The organism is Paenarthrobacter sp. YJN-5 (assembly GCF_015040095.1).
Classification (GTDB): Bacteria; Actinomycetota; Actinomycetes; order Actinomycetales; family Micrococcaceae; genus Arthrobacter; species Arthrobacter ureafaciens.
Genome location: NZ_CP053544.1, coordinates 4,491,440 through 4,508,187, shown reverse-complemented (window position 1 = coordinate 4,508,187; position 16,748 = coordinate 4,491,440). Strand labels below are relative to the sequence as shown.

Genomic DNA, 16,748 nt, shown 5'->3' with positions numbered 1-16,748 from the left:
GAAGCCCTGAGGGCAGAGGTGTGGAAAAAGCTGTTAATCCGCCTGTTAATAAGCGCCTATCAACAGAGTTATCAACACTGTTAATAACTTACAGTCGTGTAGTTTCGGAGCTCCTGCGGGCTCTGAGGCCTGCCATGACAAGGGTTTCCGCCGCTATACCCACAACTTTTCCCCATCTGTGGATAACTTGTGAGCGGCTCGTTGTTGTTAAGTGGGTAACTCTGTTAGGACGTCTTCCAGGGGATTGTTCGAACGTCGGCGAACACGCACAAGCTCGGGTGGATGAACTTTGCCCGAATGAACCTGCAATATCCACAGCCTCGTACACAGTGGGTAAAACCCGGTTGCTACTGCCGGGTAGCCCGGAGAACGCACCAGTCCGGGGCTTTTTGCGCCAGTTCCGTGGATGTCCACAGAAGTTATCCACGGCTGTGGATAAAGTTACGCACTTCTGTGGAAGGTAAGGACGCTGCCGGGCACCCGCTGGGCCTTGGCGTAGTTCGTCAAAGCCCGCGGAGCTAGTTCGAAGCCTGCGGAGCGCTCAGTTCCAGACGCCCGAGGAGCCGCGTCGATGGCTGTCCACCAAGTGGGTGTCGATGATTCCCACAGCTTCCATGAGGGCGTACATGGTGGTGGGGCCAACGAAAGCGAAGCCCTTCTTCCGGAGCGCTTTGGACAGCGCTATGGACTCGGGCGACGTCGTGGGAATGTCCGCGAGGGTTTTGGGAGCGGGCGTCTTGTCGGGCTGAAATGACCAGACAAAGTCAACCAGCCCACCTTCCTCACGGAGGGCAATGGTGGCTTTGGCGTTGGTGATCGTTGCACGTATCTTGAGGCGGTTCCGCACGATGCCCGCATTCAGCATCAACCGCTCCACATCAGCCTCGGTAAAGGTGGCCACGCTCTCCGGATGGAAATCAAGGAAGGCTTCCCTGAACGCTTCCCTCTTCCGAAGGATGGTGGCCCAGGACAGCCCGGCTTGGAAACCTTCCAGACTGATGCGTTCATATAGCCCCTGCTCGTCCCGGACAGGCATTCCCCATTCATGGTCGTAGTAAGCCTGCATCAGGGGATCCGAAGCCGCCCACGCAGGCCGTGCCAGGCCGTCCCCGCCAATGACCGTGCCGTTCTCCGCGGGATTCATTCGTAGCTCCTTTTGGCTAAGTGTGGAAAACCCGGCATCGGATTTCCCCGTTGGGGATATTGTGCCCGCGGGCTACGACATCCCGGTGACGCGCATGGTGATGTTGATGCGGCCGTGGGAAAGACCGCAATCCGAGGGTGCCGTGCCGGGGTGGACCTTGGGGATGCCGTGGTAGGCAAATCGCGATGGCCCGCCGAACACAAACAGGTCGCCCGACCGCAACTGCACGTCCTCGTAGGGTTTGGTACGGGTCCGGGTGTTTCCGAACCGAAATACGCAGGAGTCGCCAATGCTGATGGACACCACAGGCTCACTGGACCGTTCGTCCTTGTCCTGATGCATCCCCATGGCCGCGCCATCGCCGTAGAAGTTCACCAGTGCAGCGTCCGGTGCGTAGCCCTCGGCCAGGCCGCACAGGGAGGCGTCCTGGACCAACTCCGGCGCATATGCCTCTGAGACTGCCTTCTTGCCCAACCGAACCATCCAGTCGGGGAAATCGAGGACAGGGCGGCCATTGACGTCGGTTGCTTCCCGCGTGTACTTGTACGGCTGCCAGTGCCAGCCCAGGCATACGGTCTTGACGGACATCTGGTGGCCGCCCGGCAACGTGGCCGCACGCAGTGGCACCGGACCCTGTGTCCACTCCCCAAACCGGGCCACGATCCAGCGCTGTTGCTCATCGGTGAGCCAACCGGGAACGTGCACTGCGCCGGGTGCGACCAGACGCGGGCCGGAGTGGTTCCCCTGCGGCTGGACGAGCTCGACCGGGAACAGGGCGTCCTCGGTCATGCCGCGGCCTCCAAGGTCAGGAGAGTTCGTTTCGCTTCCGTGCCGCCGAGATACCCTCCGTAGGTTCCATCGGTCCGGACCACCCGGTGACATGGCACGATAACCGGCAGAGGATTGGTGGCGCAGGCTGTGCCCACCGCCCGGACTGCGTTGGGACTGCCCGCTGCCCTGGCCACCTGCGAGTAGCTCTCCGTGGTTCCATAGGCAATGTGCGGTAGATGATGGAGGACGTCCAGGCGGAAGCCGCGCGAGAGGCTGAAATCCAACGGGAGGTTGAACGTCCGGCGCTGGCCGCTGAAGTATTCATCGAGTTGGCGGGCGGCCTCGTCCAGCAAGCCGGGAGCCTCAAGGATGCGTGGGCTGACGGTGTTGGAAAGCTGTTGAAGTACCAACGCGTGGTCTTCGAGTTGGAAAGCTACCCGGAGCATGCCCCGTGCGGTAGCGGCCAAGAGGAGCCTTCCGACCGGTGACTCCACCACCCGGTAGACGATATCCAGGGAGTGGTCTTCCCACGCCGCACGGGCCAAGCGGGCACGAAGGGCCACCAGTGAAGCTTCCAGCCCGGAGTCCAAGGGCTTCAACATGGTGCCCACATCGCCGGGTTCCTGTGCCACGGAGGTCATCCGGGTACTCCTCTCAAAGCAGTCGGCAATAGAACGGTGGGTGAAGGCCGGCCGAGGGCAGTCCGAAGAGCTTTGATGCCGTCCGCTGCGGCCCGGCGGGCAGCGTCCGGAGTTACGCCCACAAGGGACGCAACGTCCTTGTAAGGAAGCCCGACAAGATAGTGGTAAGCGATCGCCTGACGTTGCTTTGGCGGCAGTTGACCGACGGCGTCCAGTAGTTCCGCCTGCCCCTCACCCGGCACACCCAGGATCGAGGGCACCTCGGGCGTTTGCTGTACCGGCACCGGCCTCCGAATCGACGCACGCAGGATGTCGATGCATTTCCGGTGGGCAATGGTCACAAGCCAGGCCTCGGTGTTAGCATCTGCCGGAAGGTCTCCATAGGCCTTCAGCGCAGACAGGAAAGTCTCGGACCAAGCATCCTCGCCGTCGTGAATGCCAACTATGGCCCGGCACACTCGCAGGACCGTGGCGCCGTGTTCCTGGACCACGGTTTCGAACGGTTTCTTTGGGGATGCCGGGGGAATTGGCCCCATCAGAAGAGCTTGCTCTCTTTGACAGCCGCAGGTTCTTCCAATTCCAAAAGGAATCTCTTATTGTCCAAGCCGCCCGCGTAACCAGTGAGACGGCCCGTGCTTCCCACCACGCGGTGGCACGGAACAATGATGCTGAGCGGATTGCGTCCCACTGCGGAGCCCACCGCCTGGGCAAGGTGGGGATCGCCGAGTTCGGTTGCCAGTTGCCCGTAGGTGACCGTGTCCCCGTAGGGGATCAACTGCAGGCGATGCCAGACTTTTTCCTGGAGCTGGTTTCCCCGCACTTTGAAGGGCACCTCGAAGTGTGTTCGGTTCCCGTCCAAGTACTCGGCCAATTCGGCTTCCGCCCGTGAGAAAACGGGATCCCCGCCAGCGGCCAATGAGCCGAAGTAATCCGCAGGCGGCAGGTGCCAATGGCCCTCGTAGAAAATGCCCGTGAGGAACTGCCCGCTGGCAGTCAGCGTCAACTGCCCCAGCGGGGAATCCATGGTGGTGTGCCTGGTGCTCATACCCTGTAGACGTTCACGGGCAGGAAAACGTGAGGTGGGACTTTCCCGGCGGCGTCAGGACCGCCAGCGCGTGGTCATCAGGAAGCCCACGATTGCGATGCCGAAACCGGCCACGATGTTCCACGAAGCCCAGTCCCGTACCGGGAACTGACCTTCGGTGATGTAGAACGTGATGATCCACAGCAGGCCGAGGATCATCAGGCCGAACATCACCGGCTTGAACCACACGGGGTTCGGCTTGTACTGCTGCGCTGCGGAAGTCTGCTGCTCCTGACGGGCAGGCCGCTTGCGGGGCTTGGACTCGGGCACGGATCCTCCTTGGCTGATGCAACTAAACCCGTAACGGCATGCCTTGGTATCCTGCAGGAAGGAAAATTCCAGCGGTCAACGGCCACGCGGCATTCCGGGGTGGTACTAGCTGTCAAGTCTAGCCGCAACCAAGGGGCCGCCCGCGCCGCCCGCGCCCCCTGAAACGAGGAGATCCCGTGGCGCACCAGCAGTCGTCAACCACTGCTGTAGCGCCCCCTGCCCAGGACCTGCGAAAGAGACCACCGCGCCGGAAGACCGGACCGATGGACGTTATCCGCAAGATCATCCAAATTCTGGGCGAGCTCCTGATCACCGCAGGAATCGTACTGCTTCTCTTCGTTGCCTGGGAGCTGTGGTGGACCAACGTCGAGGCAGACGCCAAGCAGTCGGAGGCGGTAAAGAGCTTCGCGCAGGAACTCTCCGGTCCTGTGGAGCCGGCGCCCGCCCCTGCTGACTACGGCCCTCCGGTGGTTTCAGCAGCCCCGGGGTACGGTCAAACAATCGGCATCATGTACATCCCGCGCTTCGGTCCGGGTTACACGCGCCCCATCATCGAGGGAACCGGTTCCGATGTGTTGGACACGCTGGGCCTGGGCCACTACGGAAGCACCAGCATGCCCGGCGCTGTGGGGAACTTTGCGGTGGCAGGCCACCGCCAGACTCACGGAGCCGTCCTGGACAGCATCCACACCCTGGTGCCCGGGGACAAGGTCTACGTCCAGACCAAGGACGGCTACTACACCTACGTGTTCCGCAATAACCAGATCGTCCTCCCGAGCCAAACCGACGTGCTGCTGCCCGTGCCCACCCAGCCGGAGGCCACTCCCACGGAAAGCTTCCTGACCATGACCAGCTGCAATCCTCGCTTCGGGTCTCAGGAACGGATCATTGCCTACTCCATCCTGGACAGTTGGCAGCCTTCCTCAGCCGGCCCGCCGTCGGAAATCGCCGCCCAAGTAGCCCAGGCCCAAGGAAAGGGGTAACCGGTGTACGCATGGATATTCCGCAATCTTCCGGGCCCCTTGTGGGTCCGGATCCTGACATCAGTGGTACTCGTGGCGGTAGCCGTGATCCTGATGATCGAGTTCCTGTTCCCCTGGGTTTCCCAGTTCACCACCTTGACCGACTCAACGATTGGTTCAGTGCAGCAGCCATGAGCACAGCAAAAATCCTGGTCGTGGATAACTACGACAGCTTCGTTTACACCCTTGTTGGATACCTTCAGGAGCTCGGGGCCGAGACAACGGTCGTCCGGAATGACGACGTAACCCTTGCCGAAGCGAAGGAGCTCGCCGCAGCGCGCGACGGCGTCCTGATCTCACCGGGCCCGGGCACGCCGGCGGAAGCCGGCGTCTGCATCGACCTCATCAAGTGGTGCGGCGAGAATGGCAAGCCCATGTTCGGCGTGTGCCTCGGCCATCAGGCACTTGCGGAAGCATACGGCGGAGTCGTCACGCACGCCCCGGAGCTCATGCACGGCAAGACGTCACCGGTCCGGCACGACGGCAAGAGCGTCTTCGCGGGCCTGCCCTCCCCCGTCACCGCAACGCGCTACCATTCGCTTGCCGCGGTGCGTGACTCCATTCCCGACGTCCTGGAGATCACTGCCGAGACCACCAACGGTGTAGTGATGGGCCTGCAGCACAAGACGGCACCTTTGTGCGGAGTCCAGTTCCACCCGGAATCCGTGCTCACCGAGGGCGGCTACCAGATGCTCGGCAACTGGCTCGAGTCCCTGGGAATGCACGGCGCAGCTGAACGCGCGGCCAAACTGAGCCCGCTGATCCAGCACTAGGAAAGCCGGCACTGACTGTCGCGGGCCGGCAGCCGGAAGCGTGCGTCAAAGCGACGAAGGAGCAGCACGCGGAGGCTGGCGGGCGCGGCCGTCAGGGCGCCCCTAGTCCTTCTTGGTGGGCGTCGGCTTCGGCTTGTCCGTTTCCGTGGGTTTGGGGGTTGGTCTCGGCTCCGGGGCGGGCGCCTTGGCCAGCGTTACCGTGATGGTCTTCCCCTGCTCCACTTCGGTGTTGGCGGCATCGCTCTGGGCCGTTACCTTGCCCGGTTCAACCTGTGTATTCTCCTGTTCGACGACGGCCATCAGCAGGCCGTTTTCCTTCAGGAGAGCCTCCGCCTCGGCTTGGGTGAGGCCTGCGAGCTGGGGCATCAGGACGCGTCCGGAAGACACCTGCAGCTCAACGTTGGAGCCCGCTGCAATGGGTGCGCCCGGGGCCGGTCCCGTGGTGATCACCAGGCCGAAGGGCACCGTGGGGCTGTGCGTCCGGACGGTGGAAATGGCGCCGGTAATGCCCAGGCGCTTCAGGTAGTCGCGGGCATCGGATTCCGTCCGCCCGGCTATGTCCTTGGGGATGGTGACCGAGCTGGGACCGCTGGAGATGTTGAGCACCACTTCGGCGTTCTGTTCCAGCATTGCTCCCGCATCCGGGGACGTGCCTATGGCCATGTCTTTCGCCACGGTGTCGCTCGCTACCCGCGTGGTCTTGGGAACCAGCTTGGCACCATAGAGCTCTTGGAGAGCCTGTGATTCGGACATATTGGCCACCGCAGGTACGGCAACTTTGGCGGGTGCCGGCGGCGCCGCGTTCACCACGCTGTAGATCCAGAACCCGGCCCCGGCGAGGACCAGGATGGTGAAGATTGCCAGGGTTGCCGCCCAAGCACGACGGCGGGACTTCTGCCGCGCTGTACGCTCGCGTTCCGGCGGGAGGCCGAGCGGAAGGTCGTCATCCGCCTGCCTGAGGGCATAGCCCTGTGGCTCCGCGTAGTCGGCGTGCTCGGGATCGTCATTGATCTGGTCGACGTTGAGGAATCCGACGGCGGTGGCGCTGAGCAGCTGTGTGGAGGGATTGTCGTCGTCCACGAGGTCGTTGGGGTCCGTGGGCGCCTCGCTGGCCGGAACGGCAGGTACAGGGACGCCGTTGCTGGCCGCCCTCAACGCACGGCGGAACGCAGCGGCGTCCTGGAACCGGTCGTCGCGGTTTTTCTGCAGGGCCTTGGCCAGGACGGAGTCCAATGCCTCGGACACCTCGGGGTTGTGGATGCTGGCCTTGTCCGGGGTTTCCCGAACATGCTGGTACGCGACGGAGACGGGACTGTCACCAACGAACGGCGGCCTGCCGGTCAACAATTCGTAGAGCAGGCAGCCGGCCGAGTAGAGGTCGCTCCGCGCATCGACTGTTTCGCCGCGGGCCTGCTCCGGGGAAAGGTACTGGGCGGTGCCCACAACGGCCTGGGTTTGGGTCATGGTCGCGGAAGAATCAGCCATTGCCCTGGCGATGCCGAAGTCCATGACCTTGACCTCGCCCGTATCGGCGCAGACCATCACGTTGGCAGGCTTGATGTCGCGGTGGACGATCCCCGCCCTGTGGCTGTATTCCAAGGCCGACAGGACTCCCAAGGTGTAGCCGATGGAGCCCTCGACTGTCAGTTCCTTGGCCTTGATCATGTCCCGCAGGGTGCGTCCTGCCACGAATTCCATGACGATGTAGGGAACACGCACGTCCTCGCCGGGCCCGCCCGGGATGGAGTATTCGCCTGTATCGAAGATGGCCACAATGGAGGCGTGGTTCAGGGCAGCTACTGCCTGGGCTTCGCGCTTGAACCGGGCCTGGAACTGGGGGTCCCGGGCGAGGTCGGCGCGCAGTACCTTCACCGCTATGGTCCGTCCCAGCAGGGTGTCCGTCCCGCGGTAGACATCAGCCATCCCGCCACGACCGATCAGCTCACCCAGCTCATAGCGGCCGTTGAGGATGCGTTGCTCAGACACAGGTGTGCCCTCCTCCCGGTGTGCAGGACCCTGCCGTGACGATGTCATAACTGACTACTTAGTTGCTCGGGCGGCCGCTGGGGCTGCCGCTGGAGGTTGACGGACTGGTGGGCACAACGGACCGGGAGAGGAAGTACGTGACGGTGGAGCCTTCCTCAACTTCGGTTCCGACGGCAGGTGATGACCTGACGAAGGTGTTCGGTGCCTGGCCGACGGCACCGTTGACGGGATCTCCCGGAATCCAGCGGAGGCCGGCGCCTTCGAGGGTGGCCCGCACCTGCGCCTCACTGGCACCCGGAGCGATGTTCGGAACCTGGACGGTGGCGGGCTTCTCGGGTCCCTTGGAGTACTTGACGGTGATGGTGGTGCCGGGGTCGACAGGACCGCTCGGGTTCACCTCAACAACAATCCCGACGGCGGCGGTGTCGTCGAAGACCTCCTGGCCGTTGACGCCAAGGCCGAGGCCCCGAAGAGCCGCGCTGGCCGTTTCAAACGGCTGGCCCAGGTACTCTTCCGGAATGACATTGACCTTCTGGGGTGTGGTCTGGGTCGGCGAGGGCGCCTGGGAGGTTTGCGTGGGTGTGGGCGTCGCCGAAGTTGACGACGGCGTCGACGTCCGGCTGGGGCTGGACGATGTGGATTCACTCGGCGAAGGGCTCGGTGAGAAGAACCCGGACTGCGAAATCAGGAATCCAACCAAGGCGAAGAGAACCAGCAGGATCAAAGCCACCAGGGGCCAGGTCCAAGGACTGCGCTTCTTGCGGTCGGGCTCAGCGTCGTCGTAATTGTCGTCGTCGCTGTAGACCACTTCTTCGTCGTTGAGCTGACGCTCGGCCTCCAACGCGTTGGCGCGGGCCAACGGGTTGTCCGATGAAGCCGCGGAAGCAGCCGCGGCGCCTGCAGCGGCCCCGGCGGCAGCTGCGCCGACCACCGGAAGTGCGGAAGTCGCCGTCGTCGATTGCTCTTTTCCGAAAGGTGAGGCAACGACGCCGGTGGGTGCCGTGGCGGTGTTGACCGGTGCGGTGATGGGACCGGTTGAGTCCTCGAAGAGGAGCATGCCGGGCACCGCGGCGTGGGCGGTGGCGATGTCTCCGTTACGGATCGCTTCCGCGGCCTCGGCCAGTTTGATGGCGTTGGCGGGACGGTTCTTGGGGTCCTTGGCCAGCATGGACATCAAGAGTGCGCGCACAGGCGTCGGCAGCGTCTCCGGAAGCGGCGGTGGAGCGTCGTTGACCTGTGCAAGGGCGATCGCAATCTGGGATTCGCCGGAGAACGGACGGTGCCCGGTGAGGCACTCGTAACCGATGACGCCCAGGGAGTAAATATCCGAGGAACCCGTGGCGGTCTGCCCGGTGGCCTGCTCCGGAGCCAGATACTGGGCGGTGCCCATGACCTGTCCGGTCTGCGTCAGCGGCACTTGGTCGGCCAAGCGTGCGATGCCGAAGTCCGTGACCTTGACCCGGTTGTCCGGGGTGATCAGGAGGTTGCCCGGCTTGATGTCGCGGTGCACCAGGCCTTGTGCGTGTGCCACCGCCAGGGCGCGTGCCGTCTGGGAAATGATGGAGAGCGTCATGTCCGGAGACAGCACCTGCTCGCGCTCCAGGATGGCGCTCAGCGGGTGGCCGGGGACGAGTTCCATGACCAGGTAGGCCGAACCGGCCTCCTCGCCGTAATCGAAGACGTTGGCGATACCGATGTGGTTGAGGAGTGCGGTGTGCCGTGCTTCAGCGCGGAAGCGCTGGAGGAACCCGGGGTCGCCCGTGTATTCCTCCTTGAGCACCTTAATGGCAACGATCCGGCCCAGAATCTGGTCCTTGGCCTTCCAGACCTCGCCCATGCCGCCAATCGCAATGCGACTGGTCAGCTGGAACCTGCCGCCGAGTGTGATTCCCGAAGTAGGCCTCACTTATTCAACACCGCCTCAAAAATCTTCTTTGCGTTCGGACTGGTTAGCTTTGAGCCGCTGAGCACATCCACACCTTCCATGACGATGGTGACGGCCACTTGCGGGTCGTTCGCCGGGGCAAACCCGGTGAACCATGAATTGTTCAGGCCTGAATCACCGAGTTCGGCGGTGCCGGTCTTGCCGGCCACCTTGACTCCCGGGACGGACGCGCCGTTGGCGATGCCGTTGTCCACGGCGCTGGTCATCCATTCGGTGATCTGGCTGGCGATGGGTTCAGTGGTGCTCTTGCGGAGGGTTTCGGGCTTGGTTTCACTGATGACGCGAAGGTCCGGCGCCCTGACGGTCTTCACCAGGCTGGGCTTCATCTGCGTTCCGCCGTTGGCGATGGCGGCAGTCATGAGGTTGATCTGCAACGGCGTAGCCTTCACGTCGCGCTGTCCCACCGAGGACTGGGCAAGCTGTGCCTGGTCGAGGTCCTTGGGGAAGACGCTCTGGGCCATCTGGAGCTTGAGCTGATCGCCGAAGTTGTCACCAAATCCGAACTTCTCAGCCTGCTCCCTGATGGCGTCCTGGCCGAGGTCCAGGGCGATGCTGGCAAAAGGCGTGTTGCAGGACTGCTCAAGGGCGAAAGAGAACGACGCCGTCTCCCGGACGTTGCAGTTACCGCCGGCATAGTTGGGGAGGCTTGCGCTGGACCCCGGGAGCGGAAGGCTGGCCGGATTCGGCAGTTCGCTGTCCTTGTTGTACTTGCCCGAGTTCAGCGCTGCTGCGGTGTCGACGAGCTTGAAGACCGATCCCGGCGACAGCAGGTTGCCCGTGGGGCCGCTGACGTTCTGGTTCAGGTTGATGCCGGGAATCTGGTTCAGCTCGGTGTAGTTGGCCTGGGCCGCCTTGGTGTCATGGGTGGCGATCAGGTTGGGATCGTAGGACGGCTTGGACACCATGGCCAGGATCGCTCCGGTCCTGGGGTTCGTCACCACAATGGAACCGCGCTGGCCGTCAGGAATCAGGTCATAGGCGAGCTTTTGGATTTCCGGATCAAGGGTCAACTCAACGGACGCGCCCTTGGGCTCGTTGCCAAGGAACATTTGGCTGACGCGGTCCAGGAAGAGCTGGTCCGAGTTGCCGGCCAGGGTGTCGCCCATCGACTGTTCCAGGCCGGTGGAGCCAAATCCCTTGGAGAAGTAACCGGTGATACCGGCATAGAGTTCCGGCTCCGTGTACTTCCGCTGGAAGGCACAGGATTCCGTCCCTGTCACCGACTCGGCAATGGGCTTCCCGTCCACGATGATGGCGCCGCGGTCGTTGCAGAAGGACGCCAGGATGGCCCGCTGGTTCCAAGGGTTGGCGTTGAGCTCGTCAGCGCCGATGACCTGCACGTAGCTGATGGCACCGAAGATCAGCGCGAACATGGCGACGGCAGCCATCCATGAACTCCTAATAGCCTGGTTCATTGCTGCTTCACCGCCTCTGTTGGTGCGCTGGGTGTCTGTCCGGTGGCCGGCCTGCGTGCGGCCGGAGTGCTGCTGGTTGCTGGAGGTTTAGTGACCATAGGGGTGGTATCCACAGGGCCACGTGCCGTGTTGGAGATCATCAGCAGCAGGCCGACAATGATCCAGTTCGCCAGCAGCGATGAGCCGCCGGCGGCAAGGAACGGCGTGGTGAGACCCGTGAGCGGAATGAGTCGGGTAACGCCGCCGATCACCACGAAGCACTGCAGGGCGATGGCGAACGACAGCCCGCAGGCCAGCAGTTTTCCAAAGGCATCCCTGGTGCCGAGGGCAGCGCGGAAACCGCGCGTGAACAGCAGGAGATAAAGCATCACCACGGCAAACAGGCCGATGAGTCCCAGTTCTTCGCCAATCAGCGCAACGATCATGTCGCTGTTGGCAAAAGGAACCAGGTCCGGCCTGCCTTGGCCGAGGCCGGTGCCCACCAGGCCGCCGTCGGCCATGCCGAACAGGCCCTGCACGATCTGCCCGCTGCCGCCTGGAGAACGTCCGAAGACTTCCGGGGTGAAGGCATTGATCCAGCTGTCGATGCGGAAAGCTACGTGGGAGAAGATCCGCGAGGCGATGAAACCGCCGCCGAGTATGAGGGTGACACCAATGACCACCCATGAGATCCGGCTCGTGGCCACGTAGATCATCACGATGAACAAGCCGAAGAAGAGGATGGAGGAGCCAAGGTCGCGCTGGAAGACCAGGACGCCGATGCTGACCAGCCACGCGGTGATCATGGGGCCAAGATCCTTGAAACGCGGGAACTGCATGGGGCCGATCTTCCGGCCGGCCAACAGGATGAGGTCGCGGTTGGAGGATAGATACCCTGCAAAGAATATGGCGAGCGTGATCTTTGCGATTTCGCCCGGCTGGAAGGTCATGGGCCCTACCCGGATCCACACCCTTGCACCAAGGATTTCTCCGGCGGAGATGCCGGGAATCAGGGGAAGGAGCAGCAGGAACGCGCTCACTGCCAATGAAATGTAGGTGAAGCGACGCAGGATCCGGTGGTCTTTGAGGAACCAGATCACCGCGATAGCAACCGCCATGGCGATCAGGGTCCACCGGAGTTGGTTGTTTCCCGTGTCGTCGCCGGGGGCATCCATGCGGTGGATGAGGGCCAGGCCCAACCCGTTGAGTGCAACGACAATCGGAAGTATTACTGGGTCGGCATATTTAGCCCGGAGCCTCAGGACCACGTGGAAGGCGAAGGCAGCTACAGCCAGGAGACTCGACTGGAACCAGAAGTCGTTGTCCAGGCCCGACTCGGAGTTGATGCTGACCAGGGCGCTGGCGCCGATACCCACCGCCAAAGCCAGGACGATGAGAACCAGCTCAACGTTCCGGCGAGGCTTGGGGGTGATGTCTGTTTGGCTCATTTTGCCGCCTCACATGGAGTCGGGACGGGCGAGGGCGTTGGGGTGGCAATCGCTGCCGTGCTGGGGACAGGGACGCTTGCAGTTGGCGAAGGCGTGGCCGTGGCAGAAGGAGAAGGACTGGGGCAGTTGGCGGAGGCGCTGCCGAAGTTCTTCAGGTTCTCCACGATGCGCTGGGCATCGTCCAGATCGCCCGCAGGTACGGTTTGGCGCACGCTCTGCTGGCCGTACTCGGGCAGCGAGTCAACGCGCAGGTCCGTGACGGATTCAAGGCGGGAGAGCTGGATGGGTCCCAAACGTTGGGAAATGCCATTGAAGATGGCTACGCGCTGATCGAACTCGCCCACGTAGTAACGGGTCTGGGTCCAGGCGTATCCCAGCCAGAGACCCACCACAACGCCCAGGACCACCACCGCAGCGACGGCCGGCATGAGCCAGCGGAAGCGGCGACGGGGCGGTTCCGGCAGTTCCAGACGGTCCTGCTCCGCTTTGTGGGTCAGGACAGTTGCTGCCCGGCGGGCTACCGTACGGCCCGCGACAGTTGGAATGGAGCCGGTCTCGGCCGCAGTAGCAGCGGCGCCCACGAGCAGGTGCGGGCGGCTGGCCAGTTCCTCCCGAAGGACCTCGGCCGAGAGGTGCTCGCCGAGATTGGGGTCGGTGGTGGCAGGAGGTTCCTTGGAGTCTTCCGTGGCTTCCGCGGTTTCCGCAGCATCGGGCTTTGTTGACGGGCTGGTCCGGTCAGGCTGCTCTTCTGCCGACCCCGGAGTCCCCGAACTGAAGGAGGACCCGGCACCGGCGGCCTTCGCGACGGAAAGCTCTTTCTCCTGCTTCTTGGAAGCCGCGGACTCCTCGGCGTCCTCCGCCGATTTGCTGGCGGTAACGGCGTCCGGTTCGTCCCGCGGGGTGGCCCCGGCGGCCGGAACGATGTCCACGGCGGCCGTTGCGACGTCGTCGTCCGTTTCTTCCGCGATCTCGAGCATCACCACGGTGACGTTGTCCGGTGCGCCGGCCTCGAGAGTGAGGTCAACAAGGGTTTCCACGCATTCGCGGAGGTCCTTGATCTCCCGGACCATCCGCTCAACGACGTGGCCGGCCACGTAGTTCAGGCCGTCGGAGCAGAGCAGCCAGCGCTCACCGGGCTCGACGTCGAGGACATCAAGATCCAGTTCGGGGCTGGCATCGACGTCACCGAGAACGCGCATGAGCACGTTCTTGTGCGGGTGGGTTTCCGCTTCTTCCGGCCGCAGCCTGCCTTCGTCAATGAGGCGCTGAACGAACGTGTGGTCGATGCTGATTTGCTCGAACTTCTTGTTGCGGAGCCGGTAGGCGCGGGAGTCGCCGATGTGCGCAAAGTGCAGCTTGCGTCCCTCGAGGAGGAGCGCAGTGACCGTCGTGCCCATGCCTGACAGTTTGGGATTCTGGTGCACCAGCTCGGACAACAGCGAGTTGGCGGTCTGGATCTCGTCCGCGAGGACGGTATCGGCGCCGTCCGGGTAATCGTCGTGGTCCAGGTGGATCATGTCCAGCACCGTGGACGCAGAGGCGACGTCGCCTCCCGCGTGACCGCCCATGCCATCGGCAACCACGGCAAGATGACGCCCCACGTAGGCGGAGTCGTCATTCTTGGAGCGGATCCGTCCGACGTCGGAACGTGCGGCGTAACGCATGATGAGGGGGCGCTCCGCCGGTGTTTCGTTGCCTTCGGTGGTCTCGGTAGAGGCCATGGACTACGGCCTCAATTCAATGACCGTCTTGCCGATTCGCACGGGGACGCCAAGCTCCACCGGCAATGCGCGGGTGAGCTGCTGATCGGCCAGGTATGTGCCATTGGTGGAGCCGAGGTCCTCAATGAACCAGCGGCTGCCCTGCGGGAACAAGCGCGCGTGGCGGCCTGAGGCGTAATCGTCTTCGAGGACCAGGGTGGCTTCCTGGGCGCGGCCAAGCAGGATGGGGCTGGCAGCGAGCGGGACTGTGGTGCCCTTCAACGGGCCCTCGGTGACTACGAGGTTGCGGGCGTGCTGGATCGCCGGCGGCGGTGAAGCTGCCAGTTCGGGGTGCTTACGGACCTCGCGGGCTGTAGGAGCGCCGGTCACGGCTTTGCGGCCGATCTGGAAGTCCCGCCGCATGGTGGACACAATGCTGAAGATCAGGATCCAGAGCAGCAGGAGGAAACCGAAGCGAAGAGCCGTGATTGTCAGTTCGCTGATGTCGTTCACGCGTTGCCACCCGGGTTCTGGGGGAGAAGGCGGAAAATAATCTTGGTACGTCCCATCGTGATGGTTGAGCCGTCAGTGAGTTCCACGCTGCCGTCCACTTTGTGCCCGTTGACATAGCTGCCGTTGGTGGACCCAAGGTCGACGGCCCAAGTGGTGCCGTTCTGGGTGCGGACCTCAAGGTGCTTCCGGGAAACACCGGTGTCGTCCACCAGGATGTCCGCTTCAGAAGAGCGGCCCAGTACTACGGACTGGGCGTTGAGGGAATAACGCTGGCCACCGATGTCCAGCACAGGCTGGAGGCGGGTTGGCTGACGCACGGGAGCGGCGGGGACATTCGGCCGGGGAGCCTGCTGGGCACCTCCGGATTTTTCTGTCCTTGAGGCGATTTCAAAATGGCCGGAACGTTCTTCTTCATTGCGGCGGAAGGAGATCCTTACCGGCCCCTGAAGCGTGTAGCCCTGGCTGCGAACGTGTTGGATGACTACATCGCACAGCTCTTCGGCAAGGGGAGTGCCCCACTCCTGCGCCCGGGCGAAGTCGTCATTGCTGAGGAGGACATCGAAGACGTTGGGGGCGAGTGTCCTGCCGGCGGCAATGGTGATGGACTGGTTGTCCAGCTCCCGCCGCAATTTGCTGGCAATTTCCACCGGCTCAACACGCGCCCGCGATCCCGTGGAGAAGACGTTGCGGACAGCCTTTTCAATGCCCCGCTCGACTTTGTCCAGCAAGCCCATGGTCCTTCTCCTTTCCTGATCGCGGCACCCGTTGTGCCTGGTTTGCAGACTGTAGACGCACACAGCAAAGTGAGCGCCAAACGGCCCTTCTCTTTCCCGATACTACTTGGAGTGACTGGGAATGGCCTTAATCCACAACGCCGTGCGGCCCGGAAAAGTTCACTCCTTGCCTGTGCTGGCGGCGGAGGAAGGGATCTGATTTTCCTCTCTGTAAAAGCCGCTGAAGCCCGTGTTCGGTGGCTGAACGCGGGGTGCTGATCATCCTTCCGGGCTGCCCGCGATGGCCGATTGGTGTTTTTCCCACGGTGTCCGTTATGCTTGATCTCGCTGCTTTTGAAGGAAGCGAAGCCGGAATGCCGGTGAGCTTGTGGAAAAAGAAGTTGCGCGCGAGTGGCGGAACGGCAGACGCGCTGGCTTCAGGTGCCAGTATCCGAAAGGGTGTGGGGGTTCAAATCCCCCCTCGCGCACGCAATCAGAAAGAGCCCCGGTCTTTGGACCGGGGCTCTTTTGTTGTGCGCCCACCTTCGTTGTCCACGCACCCAACTGGGTAGCAGTTAAGCGCGTTTAGGGCGGTCTAAACGCGCTTAACTGCGACCCAGTTGGGTGGGGTGGGGCGGGAGGTTAGCCGCGCGCCGAAGTCCTGAGCCGGCGTCGTGAGTTGCTCAGGTGCATGCGCATGGCTGCCGCGGCAGCGGCCGGGTCCGACTCTGCGATGGCTGCGTAGATGGAGGCGTGCTCGTGCACCACGTGGGCGAAGTGTTCGGGGGAGTCAGGTTCGTCGCTTGAGACCAGGCGGGGGCGCGGCATGGTGATCATGGTCTGCCCCAGCGCGTCGATGCAGTCCATGTAAAAGGGATTGCCGGACGCCGCCGCGACCGCACGGTGGAACTCGTAGTCGGCCTTCATGGCGTGGGCCGGATGGCCGGAACCGGCAGTGAACTGCTCGAGGGCCCCGTGTACGGCCTTGAGTTGGCGGTCCGTGCGGTGTTGCGCAGCGAGGGCGGCGGCTTCAGTTTCGACGCCGATGCGGAAGTCGAGCATCTGGAGGCGGTCTTCGAGGCTGGACACGGCACGGGCGCCCGGGGCTTGGGCAGGTCCGTCGGAAGGCGGGGTCAGCGCGAAGCTGCCCCGCCCCCGTTCGGTTTCCACAAGTCCCTCGGCCTGCAATCGCGTCAAGGCCGAGCGGACGACGGTCCTGCTCACCCCGAATTCGCTGATGAGCGTATTTTCGCTGGGAAGCTTCTCACCTGGCTGGATGACGCCGTCGACGATGCGGTTGCGAAGGTCGGCGGCGAGGTCCGCGGTCAGGTTCCGGCTCATGGC

The 16,748-nt window shown here is 63.3% G+C and carries 17 protein-coding genes and 1 tRNA gene; 4 read left to right on the top strand and 14 right to left on the bottom strand.

Annotation, left to right across the window (positions count from 1 at the left end; all coding sequences use genetic code 11):
- Positions 1–541 precede the first annotated feature (541 nt).
- From HMI59_RS20940 to HMI59_RS20915, 6 genes are all read right to left on the bottom strand, one after another.
- Complete coding sequence (locus tag HMI59_RS20940; RefSeq protein WP_021473181.1) at positions 542–1,144, bottom strand: DNA-3-methyladenine glycosylase I; 603 nt, start codon at positions 1,142–1,144, stop codon at positions 542–544.
- A 72-nt stretch (positions 1,145–1,216) separates the two neighbouring features.
- On the bottom strand, positions 1,217–1,933 hold the full coding sequence (locus HMI59_RS20935) for an alpha-ketoglutarate-dependent dioxygenase AlkB (RefSeq protein ID WP_021473182.1): 717 nt from the start codon (positions 1,931–1,933) through the stop codon (positions 1,217–1,219).
- Positions 1,930–2,556 carry a methylated-DNA--[protein]-cysteine S-methyltransferase gene (locus HMI59_RS20930; protein WP_193592412.1) on the bottom strand — a complete coding sequence of 209 codons (627 nt, stop codon included), beginning with the start codon at positions 2,554–2,556 and terminating at the stop codon, positions 1,930–1,932. The genes HMI59_RS20935 and HMI59_RS20930 overlap by 4 nt, the downstream gene beginning before the upstream one ends.
- Positions 2,553–3,092, bottom strand: a complete 540-nt coding sequence (locus HMI59_RS20925; RefSeq protein ID WP_021473184.1) for an RNA polymerase sigma factor — start codon at positions 3,090–3,092, stop codon at positions 2,553–2,555. The genes HMI59_RS20930 and HMI59_RS20925 overlap by 4 nt, the downstream gene beginning before the upstream one ends.
- Positions 3,092–3,601, bottom strand: a complete 510-nt coding sequence (locus HMI59_RS20920) for a methylated-DNA--[protein]-cysteine S-methyltransferase (RefSeq protein WP_193592411.1) — start codon at positions 3,599–3,601, stop codon at positions 3,092–3,094. The genes HMI59_RS20925 and HMI59_RS20920 overlap by 1 nt, the downstream gene beginning before the upstream one ends.
- Positions 3,602–3,655: 54 nt before the next feature.
- On the bottom strand, positions 3,656–3,910 hold the full coding sequence (locus tag HMI59_RS20915; protein ID WP_021473186.1) for a cell division protein CrgA: 255 nt from the start codon (positions 3,908–3,910) through the stop codon (positions 3,656–3,658).
- 263 nt (positions 3,911–4,173) lie between these two features.
- Here HMI59_RS20915 and HMI59_RS20910 point away from each other — a divergent pair, with 263 nt between their 5' ends.
- From HMI59_RS20910 to HMI59_RS20900, 3 genes are read left to right on the top strand one after another with little or no spacing between them, the layout of a single operon-like run.
- Positions 4,174–4,893: a class E sortase gene (locus HMI59_RS20910; RefSeq protein WP_193593852.1), complete on the top strand. Its 720-nt coding sequence runs from the start codon at positions 4,174–4,176 to the stop codon at positions 4,891–4,893.
- Between the two features lie 3 nt (positions 4,894–4,896).
- The gene (locus HMI59_RS20905; protein ID WP_021473188.1) at positions 4,897–5,067 is read left to right on the top strand and encodes a hypothetical protein; all 171 of its coding nucleotides are present in this window, start codon (positions 4,897–4,899) and stop codon (positions 5,065–5,067) included.
- A complete protein-coding gene (locus tag HMI59_RS20900; protein WP_021473189.1) occupies positions 5,064–5,705 on the top strand; it encodes an aminodeoxychorismate/anthranilate synthase component II in 642 nt (213 codons plus the stop codon). Before HMI59_RS20905 ends, HMI59_RS20900 begins: the two co-directional genes overlap by 4 nt.
- Positions 5,706–5,807: 102 nt before the next feature.
- On the opposite strand, the gene pknB is transcribed toward HMI59_RS20900, so the two are convergent.
- From pknB to HMI59_RS20865, 7 genes are read right to left on the bottom strand one after another with little or no spacing between them, the layout of a single operon-like run.
- Entirely contained in the window at positions 5,808–7,739 is a 1,932-nt protein-coding gene (gene pknB / locus HMI59_RS20895; protein WP_193592410.1) for a Stk1 family PASTA domain-containing Ser/Thr kinase, read from the bottom strand.
- A gap of 10 nt (positions 7,740–7,749) precedes the next feature.
- The gene (locus HMI59_RS20890; RefSeq protein WP_193592409.1) at positions 7,750–9,597 is read right to left on the bottom strand and encodes a protein kinase; all 1,848 of its coding nucleotides are present in this window, start codon (positions 9,595–9,597) and stop codon (positions 7,750–7,752) included.
- Positions 9,594–11,051 (bottom strand): penicillin-binding transpeptidase domain-containing protein, encoded by a 1,458-nt coding sequence (locus tag HMI59_RS20885; RefSeq protein ID WP_193592408.1) that lies wholly within the window; start codon positions 11,049–11,051, stop codon positions 9,594–9,596. Before HMI59_RS20885 ends, HMI59_RS20890 begins: the two co-directional genes overlap by 4 nt.
- Positions 11,048–12,478, bottom strand: coding sequence for an FtsW/RodA/SpoVE family cell cycle protein (locus HMI59_RS20880; protein WP_193592407.1), 1,431 nt, complete (start codon positions 12,476–12,478; stop codon positions 11,048–11,050). The genes HMI59_RS20885 and HMI59_RS20880 overlap by 4 nt, the downstream gene beginning before the upstream one ends.
- Complete coding sequence (locus HMI59_RS20875; RefSeq protein ID WP_193592406.1) at positions 12,475–14,199, bottom strand: PP2C family serine/threonine-protein phosphatase; 1,725 nt, start codon at positions 14,197–14,199, stop codon at positions 12,475–12,477. The genes HMI59_RS20880 and HMI59_RS20875 overlap by 4 nt, the downstream gene beginning before the upstream one ends.
- A gap of 3 nt (positions 14,200–14,202) precedes the next feature.
- Entirely contained in the window at positions 14,203–14,682 is a 480-nt protein-coding gene (locus tag HMI59_RS20870) for an FHA domain-containing protein (protein WP_193593851.1), read from the bottom strand.
- A gap of 5 nt (positions 14,683–14,687) precedes the next feature.
- Positions 14,688–15,425, bottom strand: coding sequence for a DUF3662 and FHA domain-containing protein (locus HMI59_RS20865; RefSeq protein WP_193592405.1), 738 nt, complete (start codon positions 15,423–15,425; stop codon positions 14,688–14,690).
- Between the two features lie 384 nt (positions 15,426–15,809).
- Here HMI59_RS20865 and HMI59_RS20860 point away from each other — a divergent pair.
- Positions 15,810–15,892: transfer RNA gene (locus tag HMI59_RS20860), tRNA-Leu, on the top strand.
- A 154-nt stretch (positions 15,893–16,046) separates the two neighbouring features.
- On the opposite strand, the gene HMI59_RS20855 is transcribed toward HMI59_RS20860, so the two are convergent.
- Complete coding sequence (locus HMI59_RS20855; protein WP_193592404.1) at positions 16,047–16,745, bottom strand: FadR/GntR family transcriptional regulator; 699 nt, start codon at positions 16,743–16,745, stop codon at positions 16,047–16,049.
- Positions 16,746–16,748: the final 3 nt, after the last annotated feature.